Genomic DNA, 14,581 nt, shown 5'->3' with positions numbered 1-14,581 from the left:
GCCCCTGATATTGCGCGTCGCCGCCCTCGTCATAGGGGCGGGCATGCTTCTGCCCATGGCCTACCTCGTGCTGAGAGCGCTGGAGGCCGATACCGCTACGCTCGGCGAGATCGTGTTCAGGGCGCGCAATCTCATGCTTCTGGTCAACACGTTGCTGCTGACCTTTTCCGTGCTGGCGGTGGTGACGGTTATCGCACTGCCGCTGGCATGGCTCGTGGTGCGCTCCGACTTGCGGCATAAGAGGCTGCTGTCGATTGTCAGCGTGCTGCCGCTGGCGATCCCCGGTTATGTCATGGCTTACGCGCTGATCGGCATGTCCGGCTATTACGGTTTCGCCAACCATTTCTTCGGCATCCGCCTGCCACGTCCCGAGGGACTGGCCGGTGCGACGCTGGCGCTCTCGCTCTATACATTCCCTTACCTTTTCCTCAACCTGCGCTCGGCGCTGCTTGGCCTTGATCCGGCGCTTGAGGAAACCGCCCGCAGCCTTGGCCATTCCCGTTGGGGGGCCTTTCGGCAGGTTGTTCTGCCGCATCTCATCCCCGCGATCATGTCCGGCTGGCTGATCATCGGGCTTTATGTGCTGGGGGACTTTGGCGTCATCGCGCTGATGCGCTATGAAGTGTTCAGCTACGCAATTTTCACGCAGTATTCCGGCGCGTTCGACCGCATCTATGCCGCATGGCTGTCGCTGATGCTGCTGGCCGTGACGCTGACATTCGTGCTGGGCGAGGCCGCGCTGACACGCCGCCGCCGGCACGCGCGCACCGGAACAGGCGTGCGGCGACGCGCCGCGCCCGTGCCGCTGGGGCAATGGCGTCCGCTTGCCTGGCTCTTCCTTGGCTTTGTATTCATCGCATCCCTCGGCCTGCCAACGCTTGTGCTGATCCACTGGATGACCCTCGCGGCATCGAATGTCGATTTCGTCGCGCTGATGGGAGAGTTGTGGCGGGCCTTTGGCCGAACAGCCGCGGTGGCCGCACCGTCGGCCCTGCTGGCGGCGGTGCTGGCGCTGCCGGTGGTTTATCTCGTGGTGCGGTTTCCGTCGCGCTTCTCCACCGTCATCGAGCGGCTCGTTTATCTCGGCTATGCCATTCCGCCGCTGACTTTCGGCCTGGCGATGGTGTTCTTCGCGCTGCGTTCCGCGCCCTTCCTCTACCAGAGCCTTGCATTGCTGATCTTCGCCTGTTCGATGACATTTCTCGCGCTACCCGTCGGCCCGCTGCGCACGGCGCTGCTACAGATCGGCACCCGGCCGGAAGAGGTGGCGCGCTCCCTCGGCGATCCGCCGTTCAGAGCCTTCCGGCGCACCGTGCTGCCACTGTTGCGGGCGCCCATCGTCGCCGGGGCGCTGCTGGTGTTCATCGTGGTGGTCAAGGAGTTGCCGATCACGTTCCTGCTCGCGCCCGCCGGCTATACCACGCTGGCCATGACCGTTTTCAGCCGCACGTCCGAGGGCATGATGGCGGAGGCCGCCCCGTTTGCCGCCGCCATTGTGCTGTTCTCCAGCCTGTTCGTCGGCCTTATTCTGCGTTACGAGGGTCAGAAATGAGTCAGCCCGCCCCGACAGCCGACACGCTGCTGGCCGTCACCGGCCTTGGCAAGCGCTTCTCACCCGCGGCGCAGTGGGTGGTGCGCGATGTCAGCTTCAGGCTGGAGCCGGGGGAGATTTTCGCACTCATCGGCCCTTCCGGCTGCGGCAAAACCACGACTTTGCGCATCATTGCCGGTTTTGAAACCGCCGATACGGGAGACGTGTCTCTCAACGGCCGCTCGGTCATGGCCCTGCCACCGGATCAGCGGGAAATCGGCATGGTTTTCCAGGATTATGCGCTGTTTCCGCATCTCACAGTGGCGGCCAATGTGGGGTTCGGCACAAGCAATGTCACGCGAGAGGAACGCGCGGCGTTGGTTGCGCGCCACCTCGATATGGTCGGCCTTTCCGGGTTGGGGGAGCGTTATCCCGACGAACTCTCCGGCGGCCAGCAGCAACGTGTGGCGCTGGCGCGCACGTTCGCGGCAAAGCCGAAGCTGATCCTGCTCGACGAACCCTTCTCCAATCTCGACGCGGCGCTACGCCACAGCACCCGCCGCGAAATCCGTGAAATTCTCAAAGGGACGGGCATCGGCGTCATATTCGTGACCCACGATCAGGAAGAGGCGCTGTCGTTCGCCGACAGGATCGGAGTGATGCGCGCGGGCGGCATCGAGCAGATTGGCACCCCGCAAGAGGTTTACAAGCGGCCGCGTACCCGCTTTGTGGCGGAGTTTCTCGGCCGCACCAATCTGGTTGAGGCCGACGCAAACGGCGATGTCGCCGCAACGCCCATGGGCCCGGTTGCGCTCGGATCACCTGCCACGGGCCGGGTGCTGCTGTCGCTGCGGCCGGAAACGATTGCCATCACCCCCTCTCCCACCGGACCAGGCACGGTGATCGGGCGCGACTTCAAGGGGCATGACTGGACATATCTCGTCGATATCGACGGCAACCGTTACCAGATCGACGTGATGTCCGAAGCATCGCTGACGATTGGCGAGCGCGTCACGCTGACCGCGAACGCCCCCGCCGTGGTGCTGGAGCACGCGCCGCCCGGATGACGCCTGCCAACCGGGCAGATGCCAGAACGGCTCTTACTGCCCGGAAGCAGGCTCCACCGGCACGAGATCGTCGCCGACAACAAAGCGCGGCTCTGCCTGCGCGCGGTCATAGACACGCCAATTCAGCGAAGTCTGCCCAATCCTGAAAACAGCCGTCGCCAGCGTGTTTTCGTAATCCGGATCATCGGGCTGGCTGCGGTAGACAGGCAGGACATCGTCATCCCGATCCCGGAGGATGGTCAACGGATCAAGCACCGTCTCGGCCAGAGCCGCGTCGATGATAGCATCGCCGCGGTTCTGACGGGATCTGGACGAGCCGGTGATTTCCTGCAACTCGGCGCTCATGTCCGGATGCACGAGGTGGTTGGCGTGGCAGGCGGGATGAGCGACCTCCTGCACCGAACAAGCCGCGTGGGTGAACTCGACACCGAATACCCGCGTGTCGCCGCGCTGCGCCAGCGTGAAATGAAATGCCCCTGCCCGCTGTGACGTTTCCAGAAGTAACAACGCCTCGTCGAGCGTCCCGCAGTCCAGCACCGCCCTGCCGAGCACCATGCGCGGCACGCCGGGCCCGGACGACAGCGAGCGGATGTTGTTCACCGCCTGCACAAGCCCGGTTTCAGTCGCCGCGAACGTGTGCCCCGGCAGCGAGCCGGGATAGACGAACGCGGTGAATGCCCAGCCCTCCGCCGGCCGGACATGCGCGAGCGCGCAATGGCCGCGCATGGCAGGATCGCCGTCTTCATTATGAGCCACGATCGGCTCGTCGCCGGGAATCTGCACCGTGGTACAGCCTTCCGGGGCCATTGCCCAGATATCGCCCCGGCTGTTCCACAGGAACACATCGTCGAAGGGCAGTCCGAGCCCATCAGCCAGCCCCTCCAGCTCGCGCCAATAGGCCGGGAAACGAACCTGAGCCGCCTCGCGCATGGCAGCCACGCGCGGGTGGTGCCGATGACGCATGACGGATGCCCACGCATGCCGTTTCACCAGATGGCTATGCACGATGGCTGCTCCGAACCGGCCAAGCTGCACGCCGATGTCGTAGGATGACCCTTCTATCCTGATGGACTGAAGCCTTGAACCCGTATCATTCGACATGCTGGAGAAACTCCTGCAAACGCGGATTGTCCGGAGAGGCAAGCAGGGATTTGGGATCGCCGTCGACCGTGATCTTGCCCCCTTCCATGAAGATGAGGCGCGTGCCGACCTGACGTGCAAAGGCCATTTCGTGGGTAACCACGACCATGGTCATCCCCTCTTCCGCCAGCGACCGCATGACCTGCAACACCTCGTGCCGCAATTCAGGGTCAAGCGCGGAGGTCGGCTCATCGAACAACATCAGCTTCGGCTTGATGGCCAATGCCCGGGCGATGGCGACACGCTGTTGCTGCCCGCCGGATAACTCTGACGGATAATGCCCGCCACGCTCGGCCAGCCCCACCTTTGCCAGCAATGCATTCGCCTGCTTGTTGGCTTCCTTGCCACCGATGCCGCGCACATGCCGCAGGCCGAAGGCGACGTTTTCCAGCGCCGTCATCTGCGGAAACAGATTGAACTGCTGGAAAACCATGCCCGCCTCCTGACGGATCAGGCGGACCTTCGATCCGCCGGCGCGCACGCTGATGCCGTCGACGATCAGATCGCCGGAGGTGATTTCTTCAAGCGCATTGATGCAGCGCAGCAGCGTGGACTTGCCCGACCCTGACGGCCCGATCAGCACCACCACCTCGCCAACCGAAATGGACAGGTCGACCTCTTGCAGCACGACCACAGGGCCAAATGCCTTGGTAACCTTGCGGAACTCGACGATGCTCATAGGATCCGCATCCTCTTCTCGGTTATGCGCAGAACGAGGGTCAGCACGCCCGTCATCAGCAGGTAGAAGATTGCGACAGCGGTCCAGATCTCGACGGCTCGGAAGTTCGACGCCATGATTTCCTGCCCCTGGCGTGTCAACTCGCCAACGCCGATGACCATGAACAGCGACGTATCCTTGAGGCTGACGATGAACTGGTTGCCGAGCGGCGGTATCATGCGGCGGAACGCGACGGGGCCGATGATGTACAGCAGCACTTTCCACATCGGCAGGCCCATGGCGAGCCCCGCTTCCCGCAGGCCCTTATGAACCGAGAGAAACGAGCCGCGCACGATTTCCGCGATGTAGGCACCCGCGTTGATGGCAATTGCGGTGATAGCGGCGGTCAGCGGATTGACGCGGATTTCCGCCAGCACCGGAAGCGCGAAGTAAATGAACATGACCTGCACGACAATCGGCGTGCCGCGGATCAGCTCAACGTAGAGAAAGGCGATGGTGTTGGCGATACGGTTGCCGAAAGCCCGCATCAGCCCCATGACGAAACCGATCACCAGGCCCCCGGCAAGGCCCGAAAGCGTGATCAGGATGGTAAGACGCGCGCCATTCAGCAAAGCAGGCATCGCGTCCGCAATGACAGACCATTCAAAATCCATGGCAGCATTCCACTTGAGGAGAGGTGGATGCACCGGCCATGCCGGCGCATCCGCTCATCAGATCAGCCTCAGGGATCAGCCCTTAGGTTCCGTGCCGAACCACTTCTTGTAGATTTCGTTGTAGCGTCCGTCCTTCTTCAACGTGGCGAGAGCCTCGTTGACCTTGGCAACCAGTTCACTGCCCTTGGGAAAGCCGATGCCGTATTCATGGCCCATCAGCTGGTCGCCAACGGCTTTGACTTTTCCCTGGCCTGCGGTGGCGATGTAGTAGAGCACGTTGGGCGTGTCGTGCATGGCGGCGTCCACACGGCCCGTCTGCAACTCAAGGTAGGCATTGTCGATATTGGGGAACTGACGCAGCTCGGTGTCCTTGAAGTTTTCCTTGGCGTAATCGGCAGTTGACGTGCCAGTTTTGACGGCGAGAGTCTTGCCCTTCAGATCCTCAGGCCCCTTGATGTCGCTGTCGGCCGGCACCATCAGCATGAGGCCGCTGTCATAGTAGCCGTCGGAGAAGTCGATTGCCCGCAGGCGCTCGGGCTTGATGGTGATGCCTGCAAGCGCCGCATCCACCTGCTTGGTCTGCAAGGCAGGAATGATGCCGTTGAAGTCCATGGGCTGGAGCTTGTACGTGACGCCGATTTCCTTGGCGATGGCATCCCACAGGTCGATGTCGAACCCGACGTACTTGTCCCCTTCCTTGAACTCGAACGGCACGAATGCCGTGTCGGTGGCGACGATCAGATCCTTGGCCTGCGCGGGCTGCACAAAACCGACTGCGACTGCGAAAGCCATGGCGGCGAGATGACGGATTTTCATTATTGTCCCCTTCTGTTTACTTTGAGAATATTACGTCATGTCTTTATCGAACTTTGGATACCGTCGATCCCGGCCTTGATGGCATCGGCCAGACGTTCGACGATACGTTCAACATCGTTGCGATCAACGATGAAGGGAGGAGCGAGCAAGACGTGGTCGCCTTGCACGCCGTCAATGGTGCCACCCATCGGGTAGACAATCAAACCGCGCTTCAACGCTTCCTTCTTGATGCGCGCGTGCAGCTTGAGCGCCGGATCGAAAGGCTGCTTCGTGGCGCGGTCCGCGACAAGCTCGATACCGCGAAACAGCCCCCGGCCACGAATGTCGCCAACGTGCCGATCGTTCCCCAGACGCTCGACCAGCTGACGCTCCAATTCGTTACCCATCGCCACGACGTTTGCAAGCAACGATTCACGCTCGATGGTCTGCTGCACCGCAAGCCCCGCCGCCGCCGCCATGGGGTGCCCCATGTAGGTGTGGCCGTGCTGGAAGAAGCCGGAGCCGTTGGCAAAGGCGTCGAAAATCTTCCCGGATAACAGCACCGCTCCCACGGGCTGGTAGCCGCCGCCAAGGCCCTTGGCGACCGTCATCAGGTCAGGCGCGATACCATCCTGTTCGCACGCATGCAACGTGCCGGTGCGGCCCATACCGCACATCACCTCGTCCAGAATGAGCAGCACGCCATAACGGTCGCAGATCTCGCGGATGCGCTTGAAATAATCCCCCACGGAGGGAACCGCCCCCGCGGTGGCCCCGACCACAGGCTCGGCGATAAAGGCGATCACTTCATCCGCGCCCAGCTCAAGGATCTTGTCCTCAAGCTGCTGCGCCGCGCGCGCGGCATAAACTTCGTCGCTCTCTCCAACCTGCTGCATGCGATAGGCAAAGCAAGGGTCGATGTGGTGCGTATTGATGAGCAGCGGCTGGAATTGCGTCCTGCGCCATTCATTGCCGCCGGCGGCCAGCGCACCCAGCGTGTTGCCGTGATAGCTCTGCCGACGTGCGATGATATGCCGCCGCCGGGGTTGGTTCGTCTCGACGAAATATTGCCGCGCCATCTTGATGGCGGCCTCGACGGCTTCCGACCCGCCCGAGACGAGATACACGTGATCAAGACCGGCAGGAGCATTGCGCACGAGGAGATCGGCCAGTTGCTCCGCCGGCTCGGTGGTGAAGAAGCCGGTGTGGGCGTAGGCCAGCCGGTCAAGCTGCTTGTGCAGCGCATCGATAACCGCCGGATGGCCGTGCCCGAGGCACGACACGGCGGCGCCGCCGGATGCATCGATATAGACGTTTCCTTCAGCATCGAACAATTCGATGCCCTTGCCGCCAACGGCTGTCGGCAGGTGACCATGAATAGCGCGGTGCAGGAGATGAGTGCTCATGGACATTCTCTATGGACGTTCGTTCTTGTTATCGGTTGAGCGACCCGGCGGATGCCGAGGCGTGAGATGCGTGTTGAGCGCCGCCGACTGCCGATCCATTCGCGTCAACGCCTGCCCCGACGTTTCGCTGTTGCGCCCGGCAACGAGCGCGCCGAGGATTTCCGCCACGATAAACGCCGGCGTCAGCGTATGCAGAAACGACGGGCTGTCGGTCGGCACGATCAGCGCGGTCGTCGCAAGTTGCGCCAGCGGCGAAACCGGACTGTCCGTAATGGCGATGACGGGCACGCCGCAGGAGCGCGCATAGTCGGCGGTTTCAACCGTCTGGCGTGTGTAGGGGGCCACGCTAACCGCAACCAGAGTATCGTCAGCGGTTGCATGACCGAGAACATCCGCGCCGATGCCGGCGATGGCATACAGCATGATCGCCTCTTTGCCAGCCAGCGACAGCTTGTAATGCAGGTACCACGCAACCGGATAGCTGGACCGCAGTCCGAGACAATAAATGCGCGACGCATCGCAAATGCGGTCGACGGCTTCGAGCATCCTGGCCAGCTCAGCAGATTGCCCGAGCGCCGCCATCTGCCTGGCTGCGCCATCGAGCATATCCGCGGCCAGCGCCAGATCGCCCTTCAACTTCTGGTTGCGGGCCTGTGCGTCGACACGACCGGCAAATCCCGTCGCGTCGTTGCGCATCGCATCCGCATAAAACCTGCGAATATCGTCGTAGCCGGAAAAGCCAAGGTGCTTGGCAAGCCGCGTCATCGTCGCCGGCTGCACCCCGGCCTGCCGAGCCTGTTCCCGCATCGACAGAAGCGCCACCTCATGCGGCGATTCCAGAATGTAACGCGCCGCAGTCTGAAGCTGCCCGGACATCCGGTCAAAAGCGCGAACAATTTTTTCGATGACAGATTCGGTCTGCATGCTGAATTCGTAACACCCCTGATCCGTCATTGCAACATTCGTTTCGTCGATGCATAATTAAGATACAAATGGCGCAAACCGGAGCAGGCTGGTGAATAAAAATCAGGATGAAACGCTGTCGAACGCGGCGGGAGTAAGCGCGCAAGCGGCGGCTGCGTCAGCCCGGATCGGGTTCGGCGCGCCCGTGACAATCACTGTCGCACCCAACGGCGGACGGCGAACCAAGGTCGACCACCCCGCGATTCCCCTGACGGCCAATGAACTGGCACGAACGGCGGCTGAATGCCTCGATGCGGGCGCTGCGATGATTCATGTTCACGTTCGGCGGCCCGATGGCCGCCACCTGCTCGATGCCGGCGCCTATCGTGAAGCCATCGCCGCCATTCGCAGCAAGGTCGGGCAGCGCATGGTGATTCAGATTACCAGCGAGGCGCTGGGCATCTATGCGCCTGCCGAACAGATCGCCGTCGTCAAAGCCGTGCGCCCGGAAGCCGTATCTCTCGCGTTGCGTGAGCTGGTGCCGGATGCGGGCGCGGAATCTGCTTTCGCCGAGTTTCTTCTCTGGGCCAAGCACGCAGATGTACAGCCGCAGATCATACTTTATGATCCGGCAGAGGCAGTTCAATTATCCGGCATGATCGAGCGCGGCATCGTGCCGTGGCAACAGATCCCCGTTCTGTATGTGCTTGGGCGCTATACTGTGTCGCAAACTTCGCAGCCGGATGATCTGCTGCCGTTTCGCGCCAGCGCCGCGCCGGACTTCGATAACTGGAGCGTTTGCGCCTTCGGGCGGCATGAAGCCGCCTGCGTCACCGCCGGCGCCCTGCTTGGCGGCCATATTCGTGTCGGGTTCGAGAACAACCTGTCACTGCCGGATGGAGAACAGGCTCCGTCCAATGCCGCGCTGGTATCTGTCGTCGCAAGCAGCATTCGCCAACTGGGTCTGACACCCTGCAATGCGGATGAAACACGCCATTTCTTCACGCCGCGATGAAGAGCGCCCCTGCCCGCGGCAGACATAGACGGCGCAAGCCGCGCGGAATGGCCGGGTGCAGGGGGGAAACAGCCGCACAATCTCAGGCAAACATATTGATGTTTGCCGCAAAAATATATTTGTCTTGAGCAACAACTTTCATCAAAGGGATGCAGACGATTTATATTCTGAGGGCATGATGTGGCGCGGTGAGCCGTTATGCGCTCAATGAACCGTAATGGAACATCGATAGAATGGTTTGGATGCGTGCCCCCACGCTCCGAGCACCAGGCATGGGCCTGTATACGTGTCGTTCCTGTTTCTGTTTTCCGAGAGTGTTTCATGACCTGCATTGCCGCATATCTCTATCGCAACGGGAAACGCCAGGAGGGGGATGTCTACAATAATCCCCCGACTGATCTGCAACCGGGTGATTTCGTCTGGATCGGCCTTCTCGAACCCACGGCGGAGGAGATGACGGCTCTGCAAAAGACCTACAATCTGCATCCGCTCGCGGTGGCGGATTCGCGTGTCTTGCGGCAACTTCCCAAAGTGGATGTCTTCGGAGACCAGTTGTTCGTCATCGCCAAGACGGCTCATCTTGAAAACGACCGCATCTACTATGGTCAGACGGCAATTTTTGTCGGTGAGCAGCATATCATCACCGTTCGGCAGGGTTCCGCGCGCATGCACAGCGACCTGCGCGCCCACCTTGAGGACTCGCCGCAACTGCTGAAACATGGCCCGGACTACGTTCTCTACGCCATTCTGGATTTCATCGTGAACGGCTACGTGCCGACCGTGCAGACCATCGAAGACAGCGTGCTCGACATGGAGCGGCATATGCTGTCCTCCTTCCTCGGGCGCGACGAAATCGCACGGCTGTTTCACCTGCGCCGCCAGCTCATTCTCTTCCAGCGCATTCTCGGCCCGATGTCCGAAGTCACCGGCCGGCTGGCGACGGTCGAACTGCCGGTCGTCAATGAAAAGTCGCACCCGTTTTTCAAGGACGTGCAGGATCACGTCAAACGCGTCGAAACGACCGTCGAGGGCTTGCGCGAAATCATGATCAGCGTGTTCGAGGCCAGTAACCTGTTCGAACAGCAGCGTCAGGGAGACATCACCCGCAAGCTGGCCGCATGGGCCGCTATTCTGGCCGTTCCAACAGCCATAGCGGGCATTTACGGCATGAACTTCGATAACATGCCGGAACTTCATCTGACTTATGGATACTACTACGTTCTTTGCGTTATCGTCATTCTATGTAGTATTCTGTATTGGCGATTCAAAAAGAGCGGGTGGCTGTAATCCTGAGATCCAACTCATATTTGTGACTGCCAACTTTATATCGGGACGCGGCAATCAATATTTGCCGCGTTCATCGAGCTGTGCTTCAGTACTCTGTCCTACTTAAAGCTTTTCGGCATTTCTCTGAAACACAAAAACACTCTATAATATTGTTTTTACACGTTTTTCACGCAGAGCGGATATCGCTTTGCGTGAAAACGCTTTAGGCACCCATAATCAAAGCTATCGTTTCTATAATTAAAATAAAAATGAATAATTATGTCATGATAAGTAAATATTTATCTTGAATTGGCAGTTGACATCATTTTTTGCTTTCTGATACAAAAACGAGAAAATAACGAGAAGAAATTCGCATATCACTGATTTAATCGCAAGAAATCATGATAACATGCCTGATATTGATGCGAATATGAATCAAATATCAGTGCATTTGACCGGAGGTCGACCATTCGAACTTTGCGTTTTGATCTCGTATTTTCCTTACTTGGCTCAATTATCCTCTTTAAACCGCACCTGTTTTGCGCACGGTCAATTCGATAATCCGTGTACATTGTATGCTCAGGCAACTTGTGTTCAGCCCGCTTCATCGAATTGAGCACAAGGCGCGGTAAAACAGCACTTGAAGCGCCCGTTCTGATTTCGTCAGAGCGCCGGTGTTTTGGAAATAACCGGGCGATCGACCTGTTATCGCCATCTGGCGGAGCAGTATTCCACCGGGAGGAGAGTGTCCCATCAGCATTCCGATGGGATTTCATGTGTTCGACACTACAGGAGAGTGAGATGTCGCAGGAAGATCTGGAGAAATCTCTGCGTGACGACCTTTTGGATGATGTCTACGCGTCCAGCGCGCTTCGCGGTGCGCTCCCCAAGTATGAATTTCCTGAAAAAGAGCAGGTGCCGCAGAATGTTTACGCGGCTGTCCGCGATGAGCTGATGCTGGACGGCAACTCGCGCCAGAACCTTGCCACCTTCTGCCAGACGTGGGTTGATGAAGAGATCAACCAGCTCATGGCGCTGTCGATCGACAAGAATATGATCGACAAGGACGAGTATCCGCAGACAGCTGAAATCGAGAACCGCTGCGTGCACATGCTCGCTGACCTGTGGAACTCGCCCGATCCGCGCGGCACGCTGGGTTGCTCCACGACCGGCTCATCCGAAGCTGCGATGCTGGGCGGCCTTGCGCTCAAGTGGCAGTGGCGCAAGCGTCAGGCTGCGGCTGGCAAGCCCACCGACAAGCCGAATATCGTCACCGGCCCCGTGCAGATCTGCTGGCACAAGTTCGCCCGTTACTTCGACGTCGAACTGCGTGAAGTCCCCGGCGAAGGCGACCGCCTCATTCTCAACGCGGAAGAAGTGCTGAAGCGTGTCGACGAGAACACCATCGGCGTCGTGCCGACGCTGGGCGTGACCTTCACCTGCCAGTACGAGCCGGTCAAGGAAATCAGCGACGCTCTCGACAAGCTGCAGAAGGACACGGGCCTCGACATCCCGATCCATGTCGACGGCGCTTCGGGCGGCTTCCTCGCGCCGTTCTGCGCACCGGAACTGGAATGGGATTTCCGCCTGCCGCGCGTGAAGTCCGTCAACTCGTCCGGCCACAAGTTCGGCCTCGCCCCGCTGGGCGTGGGCTGGGTCGTGTGGCGCGAGAAGACCGACCTCCCCGAAGAGCTGATTTTCAACGTGAACTACCTGGGCGGCAACATGCCCACGTTCGCGCTGAACTTCTCCCGCCCGGGCGGCCAGATCATTGCGCAGTACTACAACATCCTCCGCCTCGGCCGCGAAGGCTATACGAAAGTCCAGGGCGCTTCCTATGACACGGCGGAATATCTTGCCGCCGAGATTGCCAAGCTGGGTCCGTTCGAGATCATTTTCGACGGTGACCGCAAGGCTGGCATTCCGGCGCTGGCCTGGAAGCTGAAGGAAGGCGCGGCTATCGGCGGCTACACGCTTTACGATCTGGCCGACCGCCTGCGCAGCCGCGGCTGGCAGGTGCCGGCCTATTCGATGCCGCCGAACCGCGAAGACCTCGTGGTGCAGCGCATTCTCGTCCGTCACGGCGTGAGCCACGATCTGGCGAGCCTGCTGCTGGACGACATGAAGCGCGCCATCGAATACTTCGAGAAGCACCCGGTTTCCAACCCGCTGACGAAGGAAGAAGCCACGGGCTTCCACCACTGATACACCTTGAAGCAGGGCGCTGAAAGCCGTCAGCGCCATCTTCCGCAAGGGTCGTTTGTCGGCGCGATTGTCCCGCGCCGACAAACTGTTTGTTACGACATGAGGCCGCAGGTGGGGAATCTCGCCGCCAGCCGGCATCCCGCCATGGCAGTTTACGATCAGGCCGCACCGTCGGCGTGACCATAAACTGCCCCCAGACACCATTGGATCGCGGTCAAGATCGACAAATCCCTCCGGGGAACGCAGCGGCGCTTGCCAAAGGGCCGTTCCCCCTCTCTTCCAGTGCCCGATTTATGGAGAATCGAAAATGGCGACAAGCAGCACGCCAGCTCCAGCAAAGCAGTTGACGCTTCTGGGCTTTTTCGCCATCACCGCTTCGATGGTGATGGCGGTTTACGAGTATCCGACCTTCGCGACATCCGGTTTCAGTCTCGTCTTCTTCCTTCTTCTGGGTGGTTTTCTCTGGTTCATTCCGGTTGCGCTGTGCGCCGCCGAAATGGCCACCGTGGAAGGCTGGGAAGAAGGCGGCGTCTTTGCCTGGGTGTCCAACACGCTAGGCGAGCGCTGGGGCTTTGCCGCGATCTCCTTTACCTATCTGCAAATCGCCATCGGCTTTATTCCGATGCTTTACTTCGTCCTGGGGTCGCTGTCCTACATCCTGTCGTGGCCGGCCCTGAACGATGATCCGGTGGTGAAGACCATTGCCGGCCTTGTCATTCTGTGGGGACTGGCCTTTACCCAGTTCGGCGGCACGAAATACACCGCACAGATCGCCAAGGTCGGCTTTTTCGCCGGCATCCTGCTTCCGGCGGTGCTGCTCGTGGTGCTGGCCATCGTCCACCTGACGAGCGGCGCACGGCTGGAAATCGAGATGACCGCCGCCACGTTCTTCCCCGATTTTACCAAGATCGGGACGCTGGTGGTCTTCGTGGCCTTCATCCTCAGCTATATGGGTGTGGAAGCGTCCGCCACCCACGTCAACGAGATGAAGAATCCCGGCCGCGATTATCCTATCGCCATGTTCCTGCTGATGATCACCGCGATCGTCCTCAGCTCGATCGGCGGCCTGTCGGTGGCTTCCGTCATTCCGCAGGATCAGATCAACCTCAGCGCCGGCGTCGTGCAGACGTTCCAGCAGCTTATTCTCAGCCACGGCGCAGGGCTGGAATGGGCCGTGCGCCTCGTGGCCGTGCTGCTGGCGCTCGGCGTGCTGGCCGAAATCGCCTCATGGATCGTCGGCCCCTCGCGCGGCATGTACGTCACGGCCCAGCATGGCATTCTGCCGAACATCGCCGCCAAGGTGAACAAGAACGGCGTTCCGGTTCCGATGGTGATCTTCCAGCTCCTCATCACCACCGTTGCGCTGACCGTTTTCACCAACACCAGCAGCGGCGGCAACATGTCGTTCCTCATCGCCATGTCGTTGACGGTTGTGCTGTATCTGATCACGTACTTCCTGCTGTTCCTCGCCTATATCAACCTGGTGCTGAAGCAGAAGGACAAGAAGCGCGGTTATCGCCTGCCCGGCAGCGACAAGTTCCGCGTGGCCGTGGCGGTGGTGGGTTTCATCATCTCGCTGCTGGCGTTCGTCGTTTCTTTCTTCCCGCCCAGCGGACTCGCCGGCGCGACCGGCGACGAAACCTACGTCACGCTGCTCGTGGTCAGCTTCCTGATCGTGGTGGCCATTCCCTTCATCGTGTATGCTGTCCACAGCAAGCACGGCAAGGTTCCGCAGGCCGATCTGGTCCACATCAAGTCGCATAATGCGCCTGATGGCCATTTCGCGATCACGCCGCGGGCGCGCGCCACCCACATCGTGGTCCCGCGCGATCAATAACGGCAGTCCTCGCCGGCAAGGCGTCCTACGCCTTGCCGAAGGAGCCATGACACGCTTCGTGCCGGGAGAATGCCAAACGCATCT

General features: G+C 60.3%; 12 protein-coding genes. 6 read left to right on the top strand and 6 right to left on the bottom strand.

All coding sequences use genetic code 11. The features are described 5' to 3' along the window. Positions 1–43 precede the first annotated feature (43 nt). Positions 44–1,552, top strand: a complete 1,509-nt coding sequence (locus FHS81_RS03315; protein WP_183750576.1) for an ABC transporter permease — start codon at positions 44–46, stop codon at positions 1,550–1,552. Continuing rightward, on the top strand, positions 1,549–2,598 hold the full coding sequence (locus tag FHS81_RS03310) for an ABC transporter ATP-binding protein (RefSeq protein WP_183750575.1): 1,050 nt from the start codon (positions 1,549–1,551) through the stop codon (positions 2,596–2,598). Before FHS81_RS03315 ends, FHS81_RS03310 begins: the two co-directional genes overlap by 4 nt. Before the next feature lie 33 nt (positions 2,599–2,631). Here the strand turns inward: FHS81_RS03310 and FHS81_RS03305 are convergent, their stop codons facing one another. The 6 genes from FHS81_RS03305 to FHS81_RS03280 all read right to left on the bottom strand — a co-directional run bounded on the left by FHS81_RS03305 (position 2,632) and on the right by FHS81_RS03280 (position 8,195). Then, the gene (locus tag FHS81_RS03305) at positions 2,632–3,699 is read right to left on the bottom strand and encodes a C45 family autoproteolytic acyltransferase/hydrolase (RefSeq protein ID WP_183750574.1); all 1,068 of its coding nucleotides are present in this window, start codon (positions 3,697–3,699) and stop codon (positions 2,632–2,634) included. Continuing rightward, positions 3,689–4,417: a glutamine ABC transporter ATP-binding protein GlnQ gene (gene glnQ, locus FHS81_RS03300; protein WP_183750573.1), complete on the bottom strand. Its 729-nt coding sequence runs from the start codon at positions 4,415–4,417 to the stop codon at positions 3,689–3,691. Before glnQ ends, FHS81_RS03305 begins: the two co-directional genes overlap by 11 nt. Next, the gene (glnP, locus tag FHS81_RS03295) at positions 4,414–5,070 is read right to left on the bottom strand and encodes a glutamine ABC transporter permease GlnP (RefSeq protein WP_183750572.1); all 657 of its coding nucleotides are present in this window, start codon (positions 5,068–5,070) and stop codon (positions 4,414–4,416) included. The genes glnQ and glnP overlap by 4 nt, the downstream gene beginning before the upstream one ends. A gap of 75 nt (positions 5,071–5,145) precedes the next feature. After that, positions 5,146–5,886, bottom strand: a complete 741-nt coding sequence (glnH, locus tag FHS81_RS03290; protein ID WP_183750571.1) for a glutamine ABC transporter substrate-binding protein GlnH — start codon at positions 5,884–5,886, stop codon at positions 5,146–5,148. Between the two features lie 35 nt (positions 5,887–5,921). After that, complete coding sequence (locus FHS81_RS03285) at positions 5,922–7,271, bottom strand: aspartate aminotransferase family protein (RefSeq protein WP_183750570.1); 1,350 nt, start codon at positions 7,269–7,271, stop codon at positions 5,922–5,924. 9 nt (positions 7,272–7,280) lie between these two features. Continuing rightward, positions 7,281–8,195 (bottom strand): MurR/RpiR family transcriptional regulator, encoded by a 915-nt coding sequence (locus FHS81_RS03280; protein ID WP_183750569.1) that lies wholly within the window; start codon positions 8,193–8,195, stop codon positions 7,281–7,283. Positions 8,196–8,361: 166 nt separating this feature from the next. Here FHS81_RS03280 and FHS81_RS03275 point away from each other — a divergent pair, with 166 nt between their 5' ends. The 4 genes from FHS81_RS03275 to gadC all read left to right on the top strand — a co-directional run bounded on the left by FHS81_RS03275 (position 8,362) and on the right by gadC (position 14,497). Beyond that, positions 8,362–9,189, top strand: a complete 828-nt coding sequence (locus tag FHS81_RS03275; RefSeq protein WP_183750780.1) for a 3-keto-5-aminohexanoate cleavage protein — start codon at positions 8,362–8,364, stop codon at positions 9,187–9,189. A 321-nt stretch (positions 9,190–9,510) separates the two neighbouring features. Next, positions 9,511–10,476 (top strand): magnesium and cobalt transport protein CorA, encoded by a 966-nt coding sequence (locus FHS81_RS03270; RefSeq protein WP_183750568.1) that lies wholly within the window; start codon positions 9,511–9,513, stop codon positions 10,474–10,476. Positions 10,477–11,256: 780 nt separating this feature from the next. Beyond that, on the top strand, positions 11,257–12,660 hold the full coding sequence (gad, locus tag FHS81_RS03265) for a glutamate decarboxylase (protein WP_183750567.1): 1,404 nt from the start codon (positions 11,257–11,259) through the stop codon (positions 12,658–12,660). Positions 12,661–12,967: 307 nt separating this feature from the next. Next, positions 12,968–14,497: a glutamate/gamma-aminobutyrate antiporter gene (gene gadC / locus FHS81_RS03260; protein ID WP_183750566.1), complete on the top strand. Its 1,530-nt coding sequence runs from the start codon at positions 12,968–12,970 to the stop codon at positions 14,495–14,497. The last annotated feature ends 84 nt before the right edge of the window (positions 14,498–14,581 follow it).

Source organism: Pseudochelatococcus contaminans, assembly GCF_014195635.1.
GTDB lineage: Bacteria > Pseudomonadota > Alphaproteobacteria > Rhizobiales > Beijerinckiaceae > Pseudochelatococcus > Pseudochelatococcus contaminans.
The sequence above is the reverse complement of the archived record's forward strand: the minus strand, read 5'-3'. Positions and strand labels throughout refer to the sequence as shown.